The 20,883-nt window shown below is 36.9% G+C and carries 13 protein-coding genes; 10 read left to right on the plus strand and 3 right to left on the minus strand.

Annotation, left to right across the window (positions count from 1 at the left end; genetic code table 11):
• The first annotated feature begins 585 nt into the window (after positions 1-585).
• Both ACK4M9_RS19615 and ACK4M9_RS19620 read left to right on the plus strand, forming a co-directional pair.
• Positions 586-1,155 (plus strand): SF0329 family protein, encoded by a 570-nt coding sequence (locus ACK4M9_RS19615; protein WP_409854326.1) that lies wholly within the window; start codon positions 586-588, stop codon positions 1,153-1,155.
• A 1,045-nt stretch (positions 1,156-2,200) separates the two neighbouring features.
• Complete coding sequence (locus ACK4M9_RS19620; protein WP_409854327.1) at positions 2,201-2,695, plus strand: hypothetical protein; 495 nt, start codon at positions 2,201-2,203, stop codon at positions 2,693-2,695.
• 576 nt (positions 2,696-3,271) lie between these two features.
• On the opposite strand, the gene ACK4M9_RS19625 is transcribed toward ACK4M9_RS19620, so the two are convergent.
• Positions 3,272-4,276, minus strand: a complete 1,005-nt coding sequence (locus ACK4M9_RS19625) for a hypothetical protein (protein WP_409854328.1) — start codon at positions 4,274-4,276, stop codon at positions 3,272-3,274.
• A complete protein-coding gene (locus ACK4M9_RS19630) occupies positions 4,263-4,787 on the minus strand; it encodes an RNA polymerase sigma factor (protein WP_409854329.1) in 525 nt (174 codons plus the stop codon). Before ACK4M9_RS19630 ends, ACK4M9_RS19625 begins: the two co-directional genes overlap by 14 nt.
• Before the next feature lie 404 nt (positions 4,788-5,191).
• Here ACK4M9_RS19630 and ACK4M9_RS19635 point away from each other — a divergent pair, with 404 nt between their 5' ends.
• A complete protein-coding gene (locus ACK4M9_RS19635; protein WP_409854331.1) occupies positions 5,192-6,646 on the plus strand; it encodes a family 43 glycosylhydrolase in 1,455 nt (484 codons plus the stop codon).
• Between the two features lie 73 nt (positions 6,647-6,719).
• Here ACK4M9_RS19635 and glf read toward each other — a convergent pair whose 3' ends face one another.
• Positions 6,720-7,829, minus strand: coding sequence for a UDP-galactopyranose mutase (glf, locus tag ACK4M9_RS19640; protein ID WP_409854332.1), 1,110 nt, complete (start codon positions 7,827-7,829; stop codon positions 6,720-6,722).
• 358 nt (positions 7,830-8,187) lie between these two features.
• On the opposite strand from glf, the gene ACK4M9_RS19645 reads away from it, so the two are divergent.
• From ACK4M9_RS19645 to ACK4M9_RS19675, 7 genes are all read left to right on the plus strand, one after another.
• Positions 8,188-9,465, plus strand: coding sequence for a prolyl oligopeptidase family serine peptidase (locus ACK4M9_RS19645; protein WP_409854333.1), 1,278 nt, complete (start codon positions 8,188-8,190; stop codon positions 9,463-9,465).
• 117 nt (positions 9,466-9,582) lie between these two features.
• Positions 9,583-10,296 carry a LytR/AlgR family response regulator transcription factor gene (locus ACK4M9_RS19650; protein ID WP_409854335.1) on the plus strand — a complete coding sequence of 238 codons (714 nt, stop codon included), beginning with the start codon at positions 9,583-9,585 and terminating at the stop codon, positions 10,294-10,296.
• A complete protein-coding gene (locus ACK4M9_RS19655) occupies positions 10,293-11,615 on the plus strand; it encodes an ATP-binding protein (protein ID WP_409854336.1) in 1,323 nt (440 codons plus the stop codon). The genes ACK4M9_RS19650 and ACK4M9_RS19655 overlap by 4 nt, the downstream gene beginning before the upstream one ends.
• A gap of 259 nt (positions 11,616-11,874) precedes the next feature.
• Entirely contained in the window at positions 11,875-14,370 is a 2,496-nt protein-coding gene (locus ACK4M9_RS19660; protein ID WP_409854337.1) for a glycoside hydrolase family 3 protein, read from the plus strand.
• A 401-nt stretch (positions 14,371-14,771) separates the two neighbouring features.
• Entirely contained in the window at positions 14,772-17,630 is a 2,859-nt protein-coding gene (locus ACK4M9_RS19665; RefSeq protein ID WP_409854339.1) for a glycoside hydrolase family 3 protein, read from the plus strand.
• Between the two features lie 153 nt (positions 17,631-17,783).
• Positions 17,784-20,240, plus strand: a complete 2,457-nt coding sequence (locus tag ACK4M9_RS19670; protein ID WP_409854341.1) for a beta-glucosidase family protein — start codon at positions 17,784-17,786, stop codon at positions 20,238-20,240.
• Positions 20,237-20,881 (plus strand): hypothetical protein, encoded by a 645-nt coding sequence (locus ACK4M9_RS19675; protein ID WP_409854343.1) that lies wholly within the window; start codon positions 20,237-20,239, stop codon positions 20,879-20,881. The genes ACK4M9_RS19670 and ACK4M9_RS19675 overlap by 4 nt, the downstream gene beginning before the upstream one ends.
• Positions 20,882-20,883: the final 2 nt, after the last annotated feature.

Raw genomic sequence — 20,883 nt, forward strand, 5'->3', positions numbered from 1 at the left:
GGTTTTGGGAGTGTTGGCTCTCCCAAAACTTCCATTCTCCTCCATTAATGGGAGGTGAATTATATGAAGTGGCTCACTTTTGAAGTGATCACAATGGCTCAAATTAATATTGACAAAAACATAAAAAGGAAAGTCATAAAAAACCCTCACTTAAATACACCACAGTGACCGAATCACAAGTAAGATATTTGAAGAACTCCACCTTAAGCAATCCGTAGTATTCTTGAAAAGTGATAAACTTAACATTGATTGCTGCGTAGTACAACCATACTATTCAATAGAAAATGATATTTCTCACGAGCATGATTGTGAAAGACTATAAGCCTAATTCCTCAGCAAGAAGTGTTTGCAGAAATCGATAAATTCCTTGGTGGCTTCTATGAAAAACATGGAAGAGATAGTGAATTCTTGTGGTTGGTGACCACATACACTCTAGCCATGTGGAGTGCTCGAACCACGGTAGTATTTTCTTATCTTAGTTGACTGTAGGTTTTATTTAGTATGTTCTATGTGTTGGTTATTGTATTATGGATATTAGAACGACTGCCTCAATAAATATTTATAATATGAATTAAGGAGAATTACATGGTCTGGAGCAAATTGAAGCAAAATCTGGAGAGTTTTCTCTGTCCTGCGTTATATGGAAGGGTTGAATATCGTGCAACCAGCTACCGTTATTTACCTGATAAAGCAGGAATTTGTTATATTGCGGTTGATAAAAAGAATGTACTCAATATGAGTGATATAACTACCTTAATCAGATGGTATCAGACAGATCTAGAAATTAAGAATGATTCAGGTATTCAACTCCCTATCAATAATGAGGAAATTGAAGTGGTGAGAAAAGGAACCAAGGGGATAGTACCAGAGGATCGTCTACTGGTTATTGCAAGGAGTAGAAAATTATCAGAATATGCAAAGGAGATTTTGTCAGCACAGTCATCATTAAGTAAATCAAACTTTACCGTTGTAGCTAATAAGTTCTTATCCACTCCTATAGAGGAAAGCATAAAGAGCAATGAGATCCTATTAAATATACTAGCTTTGGTGGATAGACGGGTTGGAAAAAAACGAATTTTAAACATGACTGAGGAGATGAAGTTAAAGCATCCAGCTGTGCAGTATTTTTATGAACTACGACTTAGTACGTTATGATAATAAATAACTTAACACATGAACATTACTTATTGTAAAAAAAATATATCGCCGTGTAGAATTTAGTTAATCCATGGGCTGATTATCAGAAGAATGGAACCCTTCCCATCTCCTGAAAACCTTTCATTACTTATTGATTTCCTTCGTGTCCAACCCAAGAGAATTTACACATTTATTATTGTGCTTACTGAGCTAGCAATTAGAGTAATAAACTGGAGAAAACCAGTGTTTAACTCAGGATGAAGAACTCTAGAGCTTTTTATAAAAGTAAATGTAGAACTCAAGATGTAGTTTTAGTTAGGTTAACAAGATTACATCATTTAATACCTTTGTCATCTACAAGCAACACAGTAGGATTGTGTGAATAGATGCTAACATTTTGCTAACGCAATCCAGTGAAAAGCGGTTAAATTCCGTTAAAGATGTTACAGTAAGAATTTTACATATCCTTGATATACCGCATTTTTTGCACATATCGTTAAAGATATTACACACTCTCACCTTAGGGGCGGCATGATGTAATCTGCCCCTCAAATCCTTGATATATATAAGGGTTTCTGAGTGCATTACTACAAAATGCTAACATATTTTAAGTTATAGTGCTTATTTTTTAGAGGCTTCTCAAAGGTTAATAAAACTTTTGGGGAGTCTCTTTTGCATCTTTTTGTTTACGTGGTGATGTATATTTCAATATTATTGAGTGTAATTCTAGAGTTAGCCTTCGATGAATTGGTGATAGTCTATATGGCGAAAATTAACCTTTCAATCACCGATTAGCCATTTGATAAACGAAATGTACCATGGAATTATAAGTTGGCTTTGAATGTATCTAGTGATGATGGGTGACAACTAGATATTTGGTATATAAAATGAAAATTTTAAAACAGATTAGACCAAAACACTAATTCTGATATATATTAAATTTTATTTTATTTACATGAAAATATACCTATGGTAAATTCAGGGAAGTGGCTAACTTAATTAAAATTCGAGATACTGGTGTTACATTCAATTTTTAAATCTTAAATCGAAAGGATAGATATGTTTGTATTTGTTTAAAAGAGGTTTAATAATTTTTTTTGTATTACTTGCTGGATGCAATAGCTCATCGACTAAGATTGACTTAAATGAGGGTGACGTAAAGAAATTTATTTATGAAAATAATTTAACAGTCGATCTATTTAGTAAGGAAGGAGATTATTACTATATATTTTATGATAATAGTAGTGAATCTGGAATAATTGTTTTGAGAGGAAAAGATTCAGAAGGTAAATTTGAATATGGTCACTCTAAAGGTTTTTCAAAATCTGAAGTGTCTCTAGGTAGTGGAGAATCAGGTTATGTTGGTTTAATTGTTAGGGATGAAACTTTATTAAAAGATTGTTCATATATTACGATAGTAAAAGGCGATCAAGAAGAAAATATTGCATTTGACGAGAACCAAAAATACCAGGTATTAAAATCCGATTTAATTTCTCGAACATATGATTATACGCTTAACTTTTATGATAATAATCATAATCTACTTTATTCGTATTAATACAATATTTTAAAACAGGTGACGGTTCCTTCAGTGGACAAGAAAGAATGCACAATTAGCGGATTCATCTGCTAATTGTGCATTTATCTATTGTTATACATAAACTTATTCGTAAAATTATGCATGGAACAATGAAGTGGCGATAGGCTGGCCCACTAGTAATAAGATGAAAAGCAAATAACGATTTATTTAGACTAAATATATAGAACAGGGCTGTCCATAGGTCAGTTACGGAACTAAAATAGACTGGGACAAAAGTATCTGACACAACAAGGATCCTAAATATAGACGTACAGATTTATCGTATGTCTATATTCGATGCCTGGTGTTGTCTACCCAGTAAATAGCATCTACAGGAAAGTTCACTTTCTTCGATTGGATGTTTTGTGAAGAACAAATATACACCCATGTTGGTGAAAGTGAACTTTCATTGTTGTCTACCCAGTAAATAGCATCTACAGGAAAGTTCACTTTCTTCGATTGGATGTTTTGTGTAGAACAAATATACACCCATGTTGGTGAAAGTGAACTTTCATTGTTGTCTGATCGTTTGTTATGGCCCAGCATCTTTCTAGGCTATGGTAAATAGAACTCTTTAATATAAACAACCTCACCATTTTCATTTTCATGTAGTTGGATGTAGGCAGGTAGAAACTCCGTCACTTCCGTCCAATTTACTTTCTTTAATAGAGAAACGTCGTCCTCTAACATGTGGAAGGGCACTTCTGTTGAAAGTGGCAAAGTAATTATTCCTTCTTCTGATACCTCGATCCGAAAACCATTTGGTGCGGAGTCATCGTCAACTTTTTCCACATACGTCATGTGTAATTGGATCATCTCCCCAACAATATGAATTTCTTCTAAGAAAGCTGTTTTTGAAGATAATTGCTCAAAGGAAGTTAGATCCGTTAATTGATGTAAACGATAATCTAAATGAAATTGTAAAAAGTCGACATTTCCAGTTTCTTTGTTAATGTAATTGAGGATAATCTCTATCTCAGATCCTTCGTGTGCCATAGTATTTAATTCCAAACGGCTAAAGTCCACATAATTCTGATAGGAGGAGACCAATTCCTCAATAGATGTAAATTTGTGCTGATAGCTATAACCCTCATCTAATAAACTCTTGTCACCAAAATGAATTGCTAGCAAATACTGAAAAAGCTGATCGATAGAATGTGTGTAGCCAATATGCTCTCGCTCCTCAAGGGTATTCCCGAGATCCTGTAACTTGTTTCTTATCTGATCCAATTGGTGGTGACCTTCATCAACAGAATTGGTAGTTTTATTCTCGTCTGAAGGCTTTACTCCTTGTTCTAACGAAGATCCATTAGGTGCACTCCACTGATTTATGAGTGGAATAGAAGTGGGAAGAATTAAAATTCCAAGGATAATGAATGCCAGAGTAAACGAGAAATAATATTTTTTCTTGCTAAAAGTGGTCCTTTTAGCACTCTCTTGTTCCATTTTCTTATTTAACTGGTGAAAAATTGTAAGGTGCTCCTTATCAGAAAGCTGGATCTTCTTTTTCATAGATTGTAAATCTTCGTCATAATTTGTTCTCTCATCAAATGGCTTCATGACTTCCCACCGCCTTCTCTAGTTCTAATTTCAGTGCCTTAATTCCACGTAGTAACGTTATTTTCACTTTACTTTCACTCCAACCGAGAATTTCACTTGTTTCCTGAATACTAAAGTCTTCCATTTTTCGTAGAATGATCACATCTCGATATTGACTCTTGAGTTTATTTAGAGCGGTGTGGAGTTCTCGTTCCGTCTCATTAAAAGAAGCCACTTGTTCAGGAGATGCTGTAGTAGATTTTATTAACGATATTGTGTCCATAAAATAACTAATCGGCTTTTTCCTTCTCATATAATCAATGGTGACATTCCTCGCAATTCGAAATAACCATCCCTTTACGTTCTCCCCAGAGAAGGAGTGATAATGCCGGAATGCCCGGAGAAACGTCTCTTGCATTAAGTCCTTTGCCTGCTCATTATCTCTTGATAAGAAAAATATATATTGATGAATATCCTTACTAAATGAATAATACCATTCATTGACTTGGTCTTTTACTGCTTGCTCATCCAATGCTCTGTCCTCCTTCTGTAAATCATTTTACAAACTAAACAACGCAAAGGAAATCGTTAAAGTTACAGTAAACTAAAAAATTTTTACGATAACGATACTTACAAAATCTTCTAACCACACTATAACTCAAGAATAACACCAGAAGATTGAAGCTAATGAAACTGAAATTTGGAATATAGTAGTCTGTTAGTTTTCCGTTGGTTAGATGGGCTGTGAAGTGAACTTTACGTTCTCGTAAACTTCCTCTTGAAATGATCAATCAAATCTATCTGCTAAAATAAATCAATTAGTTGATACACTGTTATAGCTTAATAAGTTAAAATAGAAGAGAGTCAACAAACACTATAAACTTTTAAACTAGCTCACCACCCACATATTAAAACTAAGAAGGAATGAACTATTAATTGAAAAAGCAATGCTTTAATCCTTATTTGCCAAGTTACGAATATATTCCCGATGGGGAACCTTATGTCTTTGGTAATCGCTTATATGTATTTGGATCCCATGATAGATTTAATGGAAAGCTTTTCTGTATGAATGATTATGTTTGTTGGTCAGCCTCTATTGATAACCTAGGTGATTGGAGGTACGAAGGGGTTATTTATAAGAAAACTCAGGATCCAATGAATAAAGTAGGTTTGACACAGATGTTTGCTCCTGATGTGGCTAAAGGTCGAGATGGAAGATACTACTTATACTATACACTTGGATTTCGTAGTGTAATGGCAGTCGCCGTTTGTGATACACCTGCAGGTAAATATGAGTTCTACGGGTATGTCAGTCATAAGGATGGCAGTCTCTTCTGGAATAAAAGTGGAGATCCGTATTTATTTGATCCAGGTGTTTTGGTCGATGATGATGGAAGTGTCTATCTATATTCTGGTTTCGCTCCAAAGAGGGGAGTTCCTTCTTTTTTAACAGGCTTCAAGAAACGAACCTTCAATGGTGGATATGTTATGACATTGGATGCTGATATGAAGACGGTGATTGGTGAACCGCAGCTTCTCTTTCATAAAGCTGGTAACGCAGAAGGAACGGGATTTGAAGGCCATGAATTTTTTGAGGCTAGTTCTATTAGAAAAATAAAGGATACATATTACTTCATCTATTCATCCATAAACGGACATGAACTTTGTTATGCGACAAGTAAGAGTCCAACGGGTGGTTTCGTCTATGGTGGGACAATTGTAAGTAACGGAGATCTTTACATAAATGGCTACAGCGGTGATCAGAATGCTTATAATTACATTGGCAATAATCATGGTAGTATAGTAGAGGTAAAAAATAAGTGGTATGTATTTCATCATAGACAAACGAATAGACATCATTTTTCCAGACAAGGACTTGCAGAACCTATTGTATTAAATCAAGACGGTTCCATAGAACAAGTAGAAATGACCAGTTGTGGGTTGAATAACGGACCTTTAATTGGAAAAGGTGAATATGAGGCACGTATTGCCTGTCATCTTATGTCAGCAAAAGGAGCAGGCAGGTATGGCGTCTATTTCGGGAACCTATTTTTTAAGTGTCATCCCTACTTCACTCAAAGCGGAAAGGACAGGGAAGACAGTCCTTCTCAATATATTGCTAATATGAGAGACGGATCAGTTGCGGGGTTTAAATATTTCATGATAGATGGTTTGAAGGAAATCTCTGTCTGTGTTCGTGGTAGTGCTACGGGAATCATGCTAGTATCTAATTCTCTTCATTCAGAGCCTGTGGCAAAAATTCAACTTCAACCAAGTAAAAGTTTTACCTATTTTAATGTAGGAGTGAACATGAAAAATGGAAAGCAGGCGCTCTATTTTACCTATCAAGGGTCTGGTAAATTAGATTTTGCATCATTTGTTTTAAAGTAAACATTGTGAAAAATCCGTTCGAAAAAAATATTTGCCCCCATCGCTAAACATTGCAGTGGGGGCAGTAGTGTTTTTATCGGTTAGTAGCGAATTCATTATGGACAGTGACTAACGCTTCGCCAATGACTTGGTGCATATCATAGTATTTATAACTAGCGAGCCTACCTCCGAAGATAACGTTCGTTTCCTGTACAGCTAACTCATTATACTTCTTGTACATTTTATTGTTTTTGTCATCATTAATTGGATAATAGGGCTCCTGACCAGACTTCCATTCCATAGGATATTCTTTTGAGATAACCGTTTTATCTTGAGTACCGAATTCAAAGTGCTTATGTTCAATAATCCGTGTGTATGGTATCTCCTTATCCGTATAATTGACGACGGCATTGCCTTGATAATTATCTGTATCGTCTACAATCCTCGTTTCAAAATGCAAGCTTCTGTATTCTAAAACACCAAATTTATAGTCGTAAAATTGATCAATCATTCCAGTGAAAACAACTTTTTCTGCTAAGGCTTCAAACTCTTCTCTATGCTCGAAGTAGTCAACATTTAATCTTACGTCAACGCCTGCAAGCATTTTTTCGATGATTACATTGTAACCACCGATGGGAATCCCTTGATACCGGTCATTAAAGTAGTTGTTGTCATAAGTGAACCGAACTGGCAATCGTTTAATAATAAAGGGCGGTAATTCGTTTGCAGACCTTCCCCACTGTTTTTCCGTATAGCCTTTAATAAGCTTTTCATATATGTCAGTTCCAACGAGGGAGATGGCCTGTTCTTCCAAATTTCTAGGTTCTGTAATTCCTGCTGCTTCCTTTTGCTCTTTTATCTTTTGCTTTGCCTGATCGGGGCTAACAACACCCCAAAGTTTATGGAATGTATTCATATTAAAAGGTAAGTTATAAATTTCTTTTTTATAAATAGCGATAGGAGAATTCGTATAGCGGTTAAAGTCCGCAAACTGATTTACATACTCCCATATTTGTTTATCGTTTGTGTGAAATATATGGGCACCGTATTTATGGACGTTGATATTTTCAAGTTTTTCTGTGTAGACATTACCGCCAATGTGGTCTCGTTTATCAATAACTAAACACTTTTTCCCCCTTTTATTAGCTTCGTATGCAAATACAGAACCAAACAATCCTGCACCAACTATTAAATAATCGTACATTGAAAAAGTCCCCTTTTTTACTCTTTTATTACATCAATTGGTCGTGTTTATTATCTCGTCCTATTTTTTCACAAAGAAAAGGATTTGGCAACAAGACGAAAGTGAGAAAAAAATCCATTTTTCTACTAAAAGCGAGTATGCTATACTGATTAGTATTCTCGGAAACCAAAATTTTATAGTCTTGTTATATAGAGAATGATTTCGGCACAGTTTTTACAAGAGTGCTTTAAATTAACCCTGAAAGATTGCGAATGAGGATATTGATTGCTATAGTCCAGGTGAAAGTATTTAACATCTCTATTGAATGAATGTTAACTGCTGTTCCAGAATTTCTATGTAAGCGTAAGGAAGAATGGGAGTGGCGATAAAAGGAAACCCCTTAAAACTAGCAACATGTTTTTTATTTCTTATTTGGTTAATTACCGCTTGTTCATTTGGAGGAGTTGCGATTGAAGAGGAGAGTGAGTCAACAATCGCTCGAGTACTTACCTCAGAAAATGTAACATTGATTACCAAAGTACTTCCACTGGGTGAAGTAGTTTATGCCATTGCTGCTGATTTCAGTACAGAGGTAGATACATCAAACGTATCTTCTTCAAGCTTTGAAGTGGAGGTTATTGTAGGAGAAGACATAGAAACAAGAACCATCACTAACGTCTATACGAATGATATAAAAGAAGCTAGTGATAGTAGTAATCCTGGTCGATTTGTTATCATTGAATTGGATCCTAGTGATCCTAATGCAGGTACGTTAACATTTGAAGAAATCACGTTTTTACATAAAAGAGATCAGTTAAAATACTCATTAATCCAAAAAGAAGATATAAAAACAATAGATGGCACAGTTTTTCTGGCATCCATAGAAAAAATACAGCATAGTACAGAGGTAACACCTATCGTTGATGAATTTGGTGAGTTTACCTACCAAGACGATGCGGGTAACGAATTGTCATATCGCCTTTTTGAACCGACAGTTAAATCCGACGAAACGTATCCTTTAATATTATTTTTGCATGGTTCGGGTGAACGAGGAAGCGACAATGCTCTTCAACTTCTAGGTAATGAAAGTGCACTAGTTTGGGCTAGACCGGAACAACAGGCAAAACATCCTGCATATGTTTTAGCACCCCAAGCTCCACCAACAGAAGTGTTAACTTTTTATTGGACTGAGGAACCAAACTATTCATTAGTAATAGAATTACTAGCAAAAACAATTGAAAACTATCCTATTGATACAGACCGTATTTATGTAACAGGTATTTCTAATGGGGGAGTAGGAACATGGCATTTTATAATTAACAATCCTGATTTATTTGCAGCTGCTGTTCCAATTTGCGGAATTCCGATTGTTACTAAATATACAATTAGCGAATCTTATACTCCATTAGAAGAAGCTTCTTTTTTTGAAGGAATTAAAGACATGCCGATTTGGGTATTTCATGCAGCCGATGATTATCTTGTAGACGTCAATTATAGTAGAGATGCAGTTGCTACGATTAAATCTCTTGGGGGCAAATCAATTAACTATACGGAATACCGTGAAGGAGAAGTCAAGCCAGTAGGTCACTTTGCATGGATTCCAGCTTACCAAAACCAAGAAATGATCGATTGGTTATTCCAAAATCAAAAAAAGTAGACTATAGCTAGCTCGTTTTTTTAAAAAATAGTGGTTAGTATTCGCGATTGGTATATGACTTCGTTATATAGTAGAAATCATTAAGGTACAATTACAATAAATCCCTAAAGGAGGATAATGATGATACGAATTGCCATAGTCGAAGATGAAGTTAGTTATCAAGAACAGTTGATAGAATTTCTTCGGAAATTTGAGCAAGATTGGGGTCGAAATTTTGACATAAAGACATATTCTGACGGTGATCAATTTATCGGGAAGTATAAAGCACAATATGACATCATTTTAATGGATGTTCAAATGCCCTTAATGGATGGAATGACAGCAGCAGAAGAAATTAGAAAAGTTGATTCTGAAGTGGTTATTATCTTCATTACGAATATGGCACAATTTGCAATTAAGGGATATGCAGTGGATGCATTAGATTACGTATTAAAACCAATCTCTTACTTTTCGTTTTCACAACGCTTGAATCGAGCTATTGACAGAATGAAAAAAAGAGAAGCTCGCTATATTACCATTAGAGTAAAAAAGGGGGGAATACGTCTTAAGATTTCGGATATCTACTTTGTGGAGAGTCAGAGCCATAAGCTTATCTTTAATACAAAAGATGGAGAGTTTGTAACAACAGGAACCATGAAGGATTTAGAAAAAGAATTATCTAGTTTTCCTTTCTTTCGTGGACATAAGGGCTATTTGATCAATTTGGAGCATGTCGATGGAATGAAAGATAGCTGTGCTGTTGTAAGAGGGGGAGAAATTCCTGTAAGTCGTACGAAAAGAAAAGAATTTATGGAAGCTTTAGCCGATTATTGGGGAGAGATGGTAAAATGACCGATATCTTTCCTGATATACCTCGGCTATACACAGCATTGGCTGAGTGGATGGCTTGTATTGTTTACATCTCCATATTAAAAAAGCATTTAAAAGGATGGAAGCTCTTTACTTTTTCCGGTGGAGTTCTTATTTTTCAATCTGTTTTTTTGTTTGTGACAAGGGATTTACCAATTGTTTTTTGGATTCCAAATATGCTTGTAGCTATTGGGATGATGTTTTTATTCATTAATATTAGTTGCGATATCACTGCCACAGAGGCGGGGTATTTTAGTGTAAAGGCGTTTGTTGCCGCTGAATTAGTTGCCTCATTACAGTGGCAAGTGCATTTCTACTTATGGAGTAGTGAGAACAGTCATGTGGTATGGGAAATGCTCTTACTTATTGTCATGTATGGAGGGGGCTTTTTATTAATCTGGTTAGTGGAAAAACGCCATATACCTGATGATGGGAAATTGAATATTAGGCAACGGGAGTTATGGTCGACTGTTGTTATAGGGGTAGCGGTATTCGGCATCAGCAATTTAAGCTTTGTGACGGCTAGGACCCCTTTCAGTGGGCAATATGCACAAGAAATTTTAAATATTAGAACCTTAGTAGATTTAGGTGGGTTTGCGATATTATATGCCTACCATATTCAATTAAACGAATTAAGGGTAAAACATGAACTAAAAGCCGTCCATAATATACTGCAAAATCAATATACTCAATATCAGCAATCAAAAGAAAGTATCGAAATAATCAATTATAAGTACCATGATTTAAAAAATCAGATTATTGCTCTTAGAGCAGAAGAGGATCCTGAAAAAAGAAATGCTTATTTAACAGAGATGGAAAATGAAATCAAATCTTTCGAAGCACAGCATAAGACGGGAAATCATGTATTGGATACGCTGCTTGCAAGTAAAAGCTTGTACTGCATTAAGAATGGAATTACCCTAACCTGTGTTGCGGACGGTACATTGCTTAAGGATATGGATGTGATTGACATCTGCACCATTTTTGGTAATGCCCTAGACAATGCAATTGAATATGAACAACAAATCATTGAAGATGAAAAAAAACTGATACATGTTTCTCTCTTTGCTCAAAAAGGTTTTTTGATGATTCGATTTGAAAATTATTTTGAGGGGGATCTTAAGCTCGAAGGTGACTTACCTACAACGACAAAGGAAGATACGTACTATCATGGTTATGGATTAAAGAGTATCCGATATACGGTACAGAAGTATGGTGGTGTAGTCAATGTCGATCAAAAGGAAAACTGGTTTGAATTAAAGATACTAATTCCAATACAGAACATAGTGAGAGATAAATGATTTAATAAACGATGTTAATGGTGTAAAGGGCTTGGATTTGCGTTAATTGCAAATCCAAGCCTTTTTTGTTTTTTACAGTTTATGCTGAAATCCTTACCGTTCATGAATGTAAGGTGTATGGTGGAAAATTTATGTTAATGTTTTTTTTATAGTTAGTAAGAGGAGATGATAGTTGCGACAAAATGAATGCCTTTACAATTCGTGAAGAGCCAGTTTTAAAACCAAAATAAGACTTGCAAATGAAAGGGGAAAGTTGTAGATGAAAAATAGAATTAAACATTTATCGCTTTTAATCGTAGTTTTTATTATGATGTTAGCTCTAATTGCTTGTACGGATGATAATAAAAGTGAAACAGTTTCGCGAGGTCCTATAGAAGCTGAAGAATTAGGTTCTGGTGATGTGAAATGGAAAGATACAGAAACAACGGATGGATATGTAATCGTTACCAATGAGGGTGGGAAAACACTAGGATACTCTAAAGAGTCTGGTGTTCAACTTATTCAAGTTGATGGGTATGCTTTTAAAGATTTAAACAAAAATGGTGTACTCGACCCTTATGAAGATTGGAGATTAGGTACGGATGTTAGAGCGGCAAATTTAGCTTCACTTTTGTCAGTTGAAGATATAGCAGGGTTAATGCTATATAGCTCTCACGTGTTTAGTGTATCTGAAGAATTAGCAGAGGATCAAATCGCATTTTTAGACGTTGGTGGTCGTGCAATGTTGAATGCAGCGCCTGCTGCGTCTACCGCTGATACTGTTAAATGGAATAATGCAATGCAAGCTTATACAGAAGGTATTAGTTTTGGTATTCCGGTAGTCACTAGTAGTGACCCAAGGGATGGAGGGGTTTCAGGTATTCCGTCAAATCTTGCCTTAGCAGCAACTTTTGACCCTGAACTTGTTCAAGAGATGGGGAATTTGACTTCTATTGAGTATCGATTACTAGGTATCGGAACGTTACTTGGTCCGCAAATTGACCTAGCTACGGAACCTCGCTGGAACCGAGTAGATGGTACATTTGGTGAAGACCCAGCCTTAGCAAGGGATCTTACAAGTGCATTTGTAAATGGAGTACAATCAACTTTTGATGAAAATGGAAATGACCTTGGATGGGGTCCATATAGTATGAGTGCGATGATTAAGCATTGGCCTGGTGATGGTGCTGCAGAAGGTGGCCGTGAAGGGCATTCATTCAGAGGTAATGGCCAGGTTTACCCTGGTGGGCAATTTGAAACACATCTAATTCCTTTCGTAGATGGTGGTTTTAACTTGGCGGGTCAAACAGAAGCAGCCTCAGCAGTAATGGCATCCTATTCAATCGCATTTGACGATGAAAAAACGTTTGGTGATTTAGTAGGAACTGCATTTAGTAAGTATAAACTTGAGGAATTATTACGTAATCAGTATGGATTTGATGGCGTTGTAACTACAGACTGGGGTGTTGTTGACGATTTAGAAGGTGGCTTTATGCAAGGAAAACCTTATGGTGTGGCTGACCTAACTAAGGCGGAACGCATCTTAAAAGCAATCGTTGCAGGTACTGATCAATTTGGTGGCTTAAATGATAGAGCGGTTGTCGTTGAGGCTTATGAGATCGGTGTGGCTGAGCTTGGGGAAGATGTTATAAGACCTCGTTATGAAAAGTCAGCAGAGCGTATTCTAAGAACCTTCTTTAACGTTGGTTTGTTCGAAAATCCTTATGTGAATTTAGAAGAAGCTGCAACGACAGTGTTAAGTGATGAGTTCCAAGCAAAAGCATATGATGCGCAATTAAAATCGATTGTTATGTTAAAGAACGAGGATAACGCTGTTACTTCTAATAATTCTGAAGAAAAACCAACAGTGTATGTTCCAATGAATTATGTTCCACATGAAATAAATTATTTTGGAATGGAAACAAGAGCAGAATGGAAGTTACCTGTTGAGATGGAGCTTTTAAGTGAGTACTTTAATGTTGTAACAGATACACCAACAGAAACGTTAACAGGTTCAGATGATAGAGAAGGAAATCCGATGGCTGCAGTGGAGGATATTGTTCGTGCAACAGCTGAAGAATTAGCAGCCGTTGATTTTGCATTAGCAATCATTACAAACCCTATTAATGAAGGAAATTACTTTGCTGGATTTGGATATGATAAAGTTAACGAGGAATATATTCCAATTTCCTTGCAATATGGAGATTATACGGCAGATTCTGAGCACGTTCGAAAAGAATCACTCTCTGGTGATATTACTATAACTCAAAAAGCAAGCGGTTATGGTGTAGAAGAAATTGAAGAAAAAGAAAACCGTTCTTATTTCGGTAAATCAGCTATCGTAAAGAACTACGAAGATGTTAATACAGTTAAATATGCAGCTGAAAATATGCCAGAAGGCGCTCCTGTCATTGTGGCAATTAAAGCTGACGGACCTATGATCTTCTCAGAAATTGAGCCTTATGCAGATACTATCCTTATCGCGTTTGGATGGACTGTAGGATCAGGCTATGGTATTGAAGAAAGAGCATTGATTGAAGTTGCAGCAGGTAAGAGTGAACCTTCAGCTTTATTACCAGTTCAAATGCCTGCAAATATGCTAACTGTTGAAGCGCAATTGGAAGATGTGCCACGTGATATGGAAAGCTATGTTGATAGTGTTGGAAATATCTATGACTTTGCATTCGGACTAAATTGGGCTGGTGTAATAAAAGACGCACGTACAGAAAAGTATAGTGTTCCAGCTTTGGTTAGCCCGGAAAATAAGGGTAAATAACAAATTCCGGAAAAATCCCAAGAGAAAACCCTCTTGGGATTTACTCTTTTAGTAAAAAAATGAAGTTAAATTCAGTTGTTTTTGCTATATGCCGTACTTACTTAAATCCAATTTTTTTTTGTCGATACAGTTTATGCTGAATTTGCTACCGTTTATGAAGGAGAAATTTATGAAGGAAATTGTATGTTAAAATTTTTTTATAAACACTTTAGAGAGATTTTAAAATTAAATGAATACCTTTACAATTTGATGCGTTAAGACAATTTAAATGAAAAGGTATACTGTATATTTAAAGTTTCTTTCTCGTGTTCAGTGTATGAAATCGAGGAGTGAGCAAGATATTAGCAAGATGGAACTAAAGAAATTATCTATTACTAGAATTATTATGAGGGGGAAAAAAAATGTCAGGTAAGAGTAAGAAAAAGTTCCGCATTTTTATGAGTATATTTTTAACCTTAATGCTCCTAACTGGGGTTGCTGGAAACGTGGCACTAGCATATTTTTCTGATGTTATTACGATGTATTTTAATGAAATTGACGTTGAAAGTGCCGAAGCAGTAGAGGCGCGTAAGCATTCAGAAGTTATTGCATCACAAATCGCTGATGAAGGTATCGTTCTTCTTCAAAATAATGAAGGCATGCTTCCGTTAGCGGGATCTACGAAACTAAACGTGTTCGGTTGGAGCTTTACAAACCCGATTTATGGTGGAACGGGTTCTGGAAAAGTAAATGCAGACACTGCAATTAATCCAAGAACGGGTCTTAAGAATGCAGGCTTTGAAATTAACGAACAACTATATAATGATTATGTTGCGACTGGACTACAAAGACCAATCATAGATATGGACGGTCAAGACTGGACAATTCCTGAGCCACTTGCATCTGAATTCTACACAGAAGAAAGAATGCAGCAGGCAAGAGAATTTTCTGATGTTGCTGTAATCTTTATTGCTCGTTCTGGTGGTGAGGGTGCAGATCTTCCAAGACTAATGGATGGCCCTGATACTTTTGATCCAAACGGAAGTCCATTCAGTGCGACTGGGTTTCGTTATGGAAATGAAGACGATTTAGATCCAAATAAACATTATCTTCAACTTTCTAACCGTGAGCAAGATATGGTGAATATTGTTACAGAACATTTTGATAACGTTATTCTAGTTGTTAACAGCAGTAACACATTTGAGCTTAGTTGGGTAGAAGATTATAACCAAATTAAGAGTATTGTTTCTGTTGGTGGTGCGGGACAAAATGGATTTAATTCTTTAGGTACTATCCTATCTGGTGAAGTAAATCCTTCTGGTAGAACAGTAGATATCTATACGAGAAATCTTCTTGATCCACCTGCAATGACAAATTTTGGTGACTTTAATTATGTTCTTCAAAACGCAGACGGTTCTTATTCGCATGCAGTTGATCAAAAGAATGTTCTTCTAAAGTATGTGGATTACACAGAAGGTATTTATGTTGGGTATCGTTATTATGAGACAGCAGTAGCAGAAGACATCATTAATTATTATGATGAGGTACAATTCCCATTCGGATATGGATTAAGCTACACAACGTTTGAACAAGAAGTAGTACCTGGTAGCCTAAGCTGGGATGATGAAACTATCTCCTTCGACGTAAGTGTAACAAATACTGGTTCAATCGCTGGTAAAGAAGTAGTACAGATTTATTTCAATGCTCCATACACTGGAAACATTGAAAGATCAGTAGTTGATTTAGTTGCATTTGAGAAAACTGCTATTATTCAGCCAGGTGAATCTGAAACAGTTACAATTACTTTCAAAGTAGAAGACATGGCTGTTTACGATCATGGCGGAGTTTATAGCAGCAATGGTGCATACGTACTTGAGCAAGGTGAATACAAAATTATCCTAATGAAAAATTCTCATGAAGTTATCACTGAGGTGGCTTCAAAACAACTTAATGAAGTAGTTTTTGCTTCAGGGCGGTCTACTGATGATCAAGTTCCTGTAAACCAGTTTGATGAACTTGTAACAGGTGAGGGAAGTATAACTAATTATCTTTCAAGAGCAAATGGTTTTGCAAATCTAGAGCAATTAGTTAACCATGAAGAGTTTACAGTTACGAATGACGGTGGCGAAAAAATTGTACGCGGAAAGCTAGTAGATGAATCTTTTGTGAATATGGTTAACAGCCATCGCTACGATATTCCGGAGGATACGCATACAGAACCACCAGTAACTGGGGCTGATAATGGCTTAGAATTAGAGGATTTCACTGGTGTCGACTTCCATGATGAAAGATGGAACGATTTACTTGACCAATTATCTGTAAAAGATATGTTAGATCTGGTAACACTTGGTGGGTATCGAACAATTGAAGTTGAATCTGTAGGGAAACCTATGACGCATGACTACGATGGTCCTTCAGGTATTACAGCTTATACTTCAAGGTCAGATACTTCGGGTACTGCATTCCCGGCGGGGGTTGTACTTGCACAAACATGGAATGTTGACCTCGCCTTACAAATGGGGGAAGCAGTAGGTGCAGAAGGCCAAGCTTACGGTGTAACTGGCTGGTATGCTCCAGGGGTTAATATCCACCGTACTGCATTCAGTGGAAGAAACTTTGAGTATTATTCTGAGGATCCACTAGTATCTGGTAAGATGGCAGCTAACAAAATCAAAGGATTTGAGAGTCAAGGTGGATTTGTTTATATGAAACACTTTGCCCTAAACGACCAAGAGGAAAACCGTATACTTGGGGTCATGACTTGGGCAAATGAGCAAACTATTCGAGATATTTATCTAAAGCCTTTTGAAATTGCTGTTAAAGAGGGCGGCGCAAGCGGGGTAATGTCAGCTTTCAATAGTATTGGTCCAGTTTGGGCAGGTGCAAGCTCAGGTCTTCTAAAGGAAGTACTACGTAATGAGTGGGGCTTTCGAGGACATGTAAATACGGACTTCTTCTTAGGTGACTTCTATCCTTATATGGTGTTTGAACTAGCTGTTCGTAATGGGAATGACCTCTTATTAACCGGTGCAGCGCCGTTTGGAGTACCTGGAAATGTAGATACAAATAGTAACGACTTGCAATGGGCTATGAGGGATGCTTCTCATAACATTTTATACACTGTGGCAAACAGTAGTGCAATTAACGATCCTTTAAGTAGTGATATGCCGACATGGGTGAAAATAACAATCGTTGTCGATATCCTTCTCCTTATTGCTATTATTGGAGGTTTCTACTACACATTTCGTAAGCCGAAGTCAGGTATCGAAATAATAGAATAGTCTAAATTAGATATGTGTACAACAACAGGAAAATAGTTTCGTAAACAAACAAGTAATCATTGTGCTTCTAGGCCTTTGGCGAAGCTATAACACAAATATAGATTGGCGGTACTTTCAAAGAGTGCCGCCAACTTTTAAAAAGAGGTATGTACAATGAAATACAAGGATTTAATAAGTAAAATGACTTTAGAGGAAAAAGCCTCACTAATGTCAGGAAAAGATTTCTGGCAAACGCAGGACATTGAACGACTTGGGATTAATAGCATATTTCTTGCCGATGGACCACACGGAATTCGTAAGCAAAAAGATGCTGCGGACCATCTCGGCCTTAATCCAAGTATTCCAGCAACATGTTTCCCGACAGCAGCAACGGTCGCAAACAGCTGGAATGAACAGCTAGGAGAAAAAATTGGTGAGTATCTTGGTGAAGAGGCTGTAGCACAGAAGGTTAATGTTCTGCTTGGGCCTGGTATCAATATGAAACGAAACCCATTGTGTGGTAGGAACTTCGAGTATTTCAGTGAGGATCCATATCTTGCTGGGAAGCTTGCTGCAGCCTATATCAGAGGGATACAATCGCATGGAATTTCAGCCTGCGTCAAGCACTTTGCGGTAAATAATCAAGAAGAGCGTAGGATGTCCATTGATACAATCGTAGATGAAAGAACCCTCCGTGAAATCTATCTGACTGCATTTGAAATGGCGGTAAAAGAAGGTAAAACGAAGACAGTGATGTCCGCCTACAACATGCTTAATGGGGAATACACTAACGAGAATATTCACTTAATGAGAGAAATTCTTCGTGATGAGTGGAACTATCAGGGTGTCGTCGTAACAGACTGGGGTGGAAGCAATGACCGTGTTGCAGGATTAATCGCAGGGAATGAGCTTGAAATGCCGACCACGGCTAGTGAAACAAACAAAGAGATTATTGCAGCTATTAATAATGGCACGATTAAAGAAGAACTTTTAGATGAAGCCGTTGATCGTCTTCTAGAGCTTATTTTTACAACAGAGGAAGTATACAAATTACCTAAGAAAGACTTTGATGTGAAGGAACACCATAGTCTAGCACAGAAGGTTGCAGAAGAATCAATCGTACTTCTTAAAAATGAAGGTGATATCCTCCCGCTACAGAAAGGCAAAAAGGTTGCTGTTATTGGCGATTTTGCCACGGAAGCACGATACCAAGGGGCAGGATCGTCTATCGTAAACCCAACGATATTAGAAAATACACTGGAATCTCTTGAGGAAGCAGGTATTGAGAGTATCGGTTTCGAACCTGGTTTTGAACGATATGGAAAAAAGAACAAGAAAAAAATAAATAGCGCTTGTCAATTAGCAAAGACAGCCGATGTTGTTCTATTATATATTGGGCTTGATGAGGTGACGGAAGCAGAAGGATTGGACCGTCAAGGCATGAAGATACCGGAAAATCAAATTGAGCTATTAAATGCTCTATATGAAGTGAACTCGAACATTATAGTAGTTCTTTCTTGTGGTGCTGCTGTAGAAATGCCATGGATTGGAAAAGTTAAAGGTCTATTGCATGCCTACCTAAGCGGTCAGGCTGGGGCAAAAGCGATTCTTAGGGTGATTTCAGGTGAGGTAAATCCTTCTGGAAAACTGGCAGAAACGTATCCAATCCGTTACGAAGATACTCCTTCTTATAAGAATTTTCCAGGGAAAGAAGTTAGCGTAGAGTACAGAGAAGGACTTTTTATTGGTTATCGCTACTTTGATACTGCCGATGTAAACGTTCTATACCCGTTTGGCTATGGTCTAAGCTATACTACATTTGAATATTCTGATATTAAAGTGGACAAAGATGGAGTTACATTTAATATTACAAACACTGGTGAAGTTGCCGGTAGTGAGGCGGCGCAGTTGTATGTTGGCTGCGGCTCGAGCCGAATTTTTAGACCTAAAAAGGAATTGAAAGGTTTTACAAAGGTGTCCCTACATGCAGGTGAAACCAAATCAGTAATGATTCCGTTTGATGACAAAACGTTCCGTTATTTTAATGTTGTAACTGATGAATGGGAAATTGAAGAGGCACAGTATGAGATTATGATTGGAGCTTCAAGTACTGACATTCGTTTAACTGAGATTTTATTTGTAGAAGGAACAGGGGCACCACTTCCTTATGAAAAGAAGAAGCTACCATCGTATTATTCTGGTAAAGCTAACGATGTTAGTATTGAAGAGTTCGAAATTTTGCTTGGCCACAAGGTCCCAGCTGCTAAATGGAATCGATCAAAACCACTGGGGTATAACGATACGATCGCACAGTGTCAGTATGCGAAAGGCTGGTTTGCTCGATTTGCATTCAGTGCCATTAAGTTGACTCATTCTTTCCTATGGAAGAGTGGAAAAAGAAGCACAGCAAATCTTATTATGATGTCTGTCTACCACATGCCGTTTAGAGGAATGGCGAGAATGACTGGTGGCATTATGAACATGCCAATGTTAGATGGAATTCTAATGATTGTTAATGGACAGTTCTTCAAAGGCTTGCGTCATGTAATAAGAGAAAGAAAGAAAATGCTGAAGGCCGCTAAAAGTAAGGCAAATGTTAACACTACAACTAGTGGCAAAGGGGATGTATGATGAGTAAGGATGATGTAAAGCAAACGAATCTCTTTTCAGGAGTAATTGGTTTATGGAGTAGACTTAAAGAAAAACATCCAAATAGCGCTCAGTTTTTTGTGTTCTTTATGCTTAGTAACGGGATAACGGCGCTTCAGCTTATATTAATGCCAGTGTTTCGGATGATATTTGCACAAACCGCATTAGTTAGTACTAGTTTCCAGGTTTGGCAGGTTGGAACAAACACCGATGGTAGTCCATATTATATATTCGACTATGCTGCAGGAGCAATTGCCGCTGGCGGTGGTGGTGGACTTGCTTACTTTTTAGCTGTTCAAATTACGATTGGAATTGCACAGATCCTTAACTTCTTTGCACAAAGAAGTATTACATTTAAATCAAACAGTAGCATCTGGAAGGCTGCATTCTGGTATTTTGTTGCTTATATAGTAATAACTATAGTTGCTGCAGCAGCTCTAGGGTTTTATCAAACTCCTGTTTATCACTTTTTTATGAACACATTAGGCTGGGGATCTGTTGGCGAAACGACAGCAGATGTTGTAACGATGATTATTAATAGTGCTATTTCGTTCTGGGTTTTCTTTCCGATTTTTAAAATAATTTTTAAGCAAGAGCCTGAAAAACCAACAAAGGTTGTGTAAAA

The organism is Anaerobacillus sp., from assembly GCF_046314235.1.
GTDB lineage: Bacteria > Bacillota > Bacilli > Bacillales > Anaerobacillaceae > Anaerobacillus.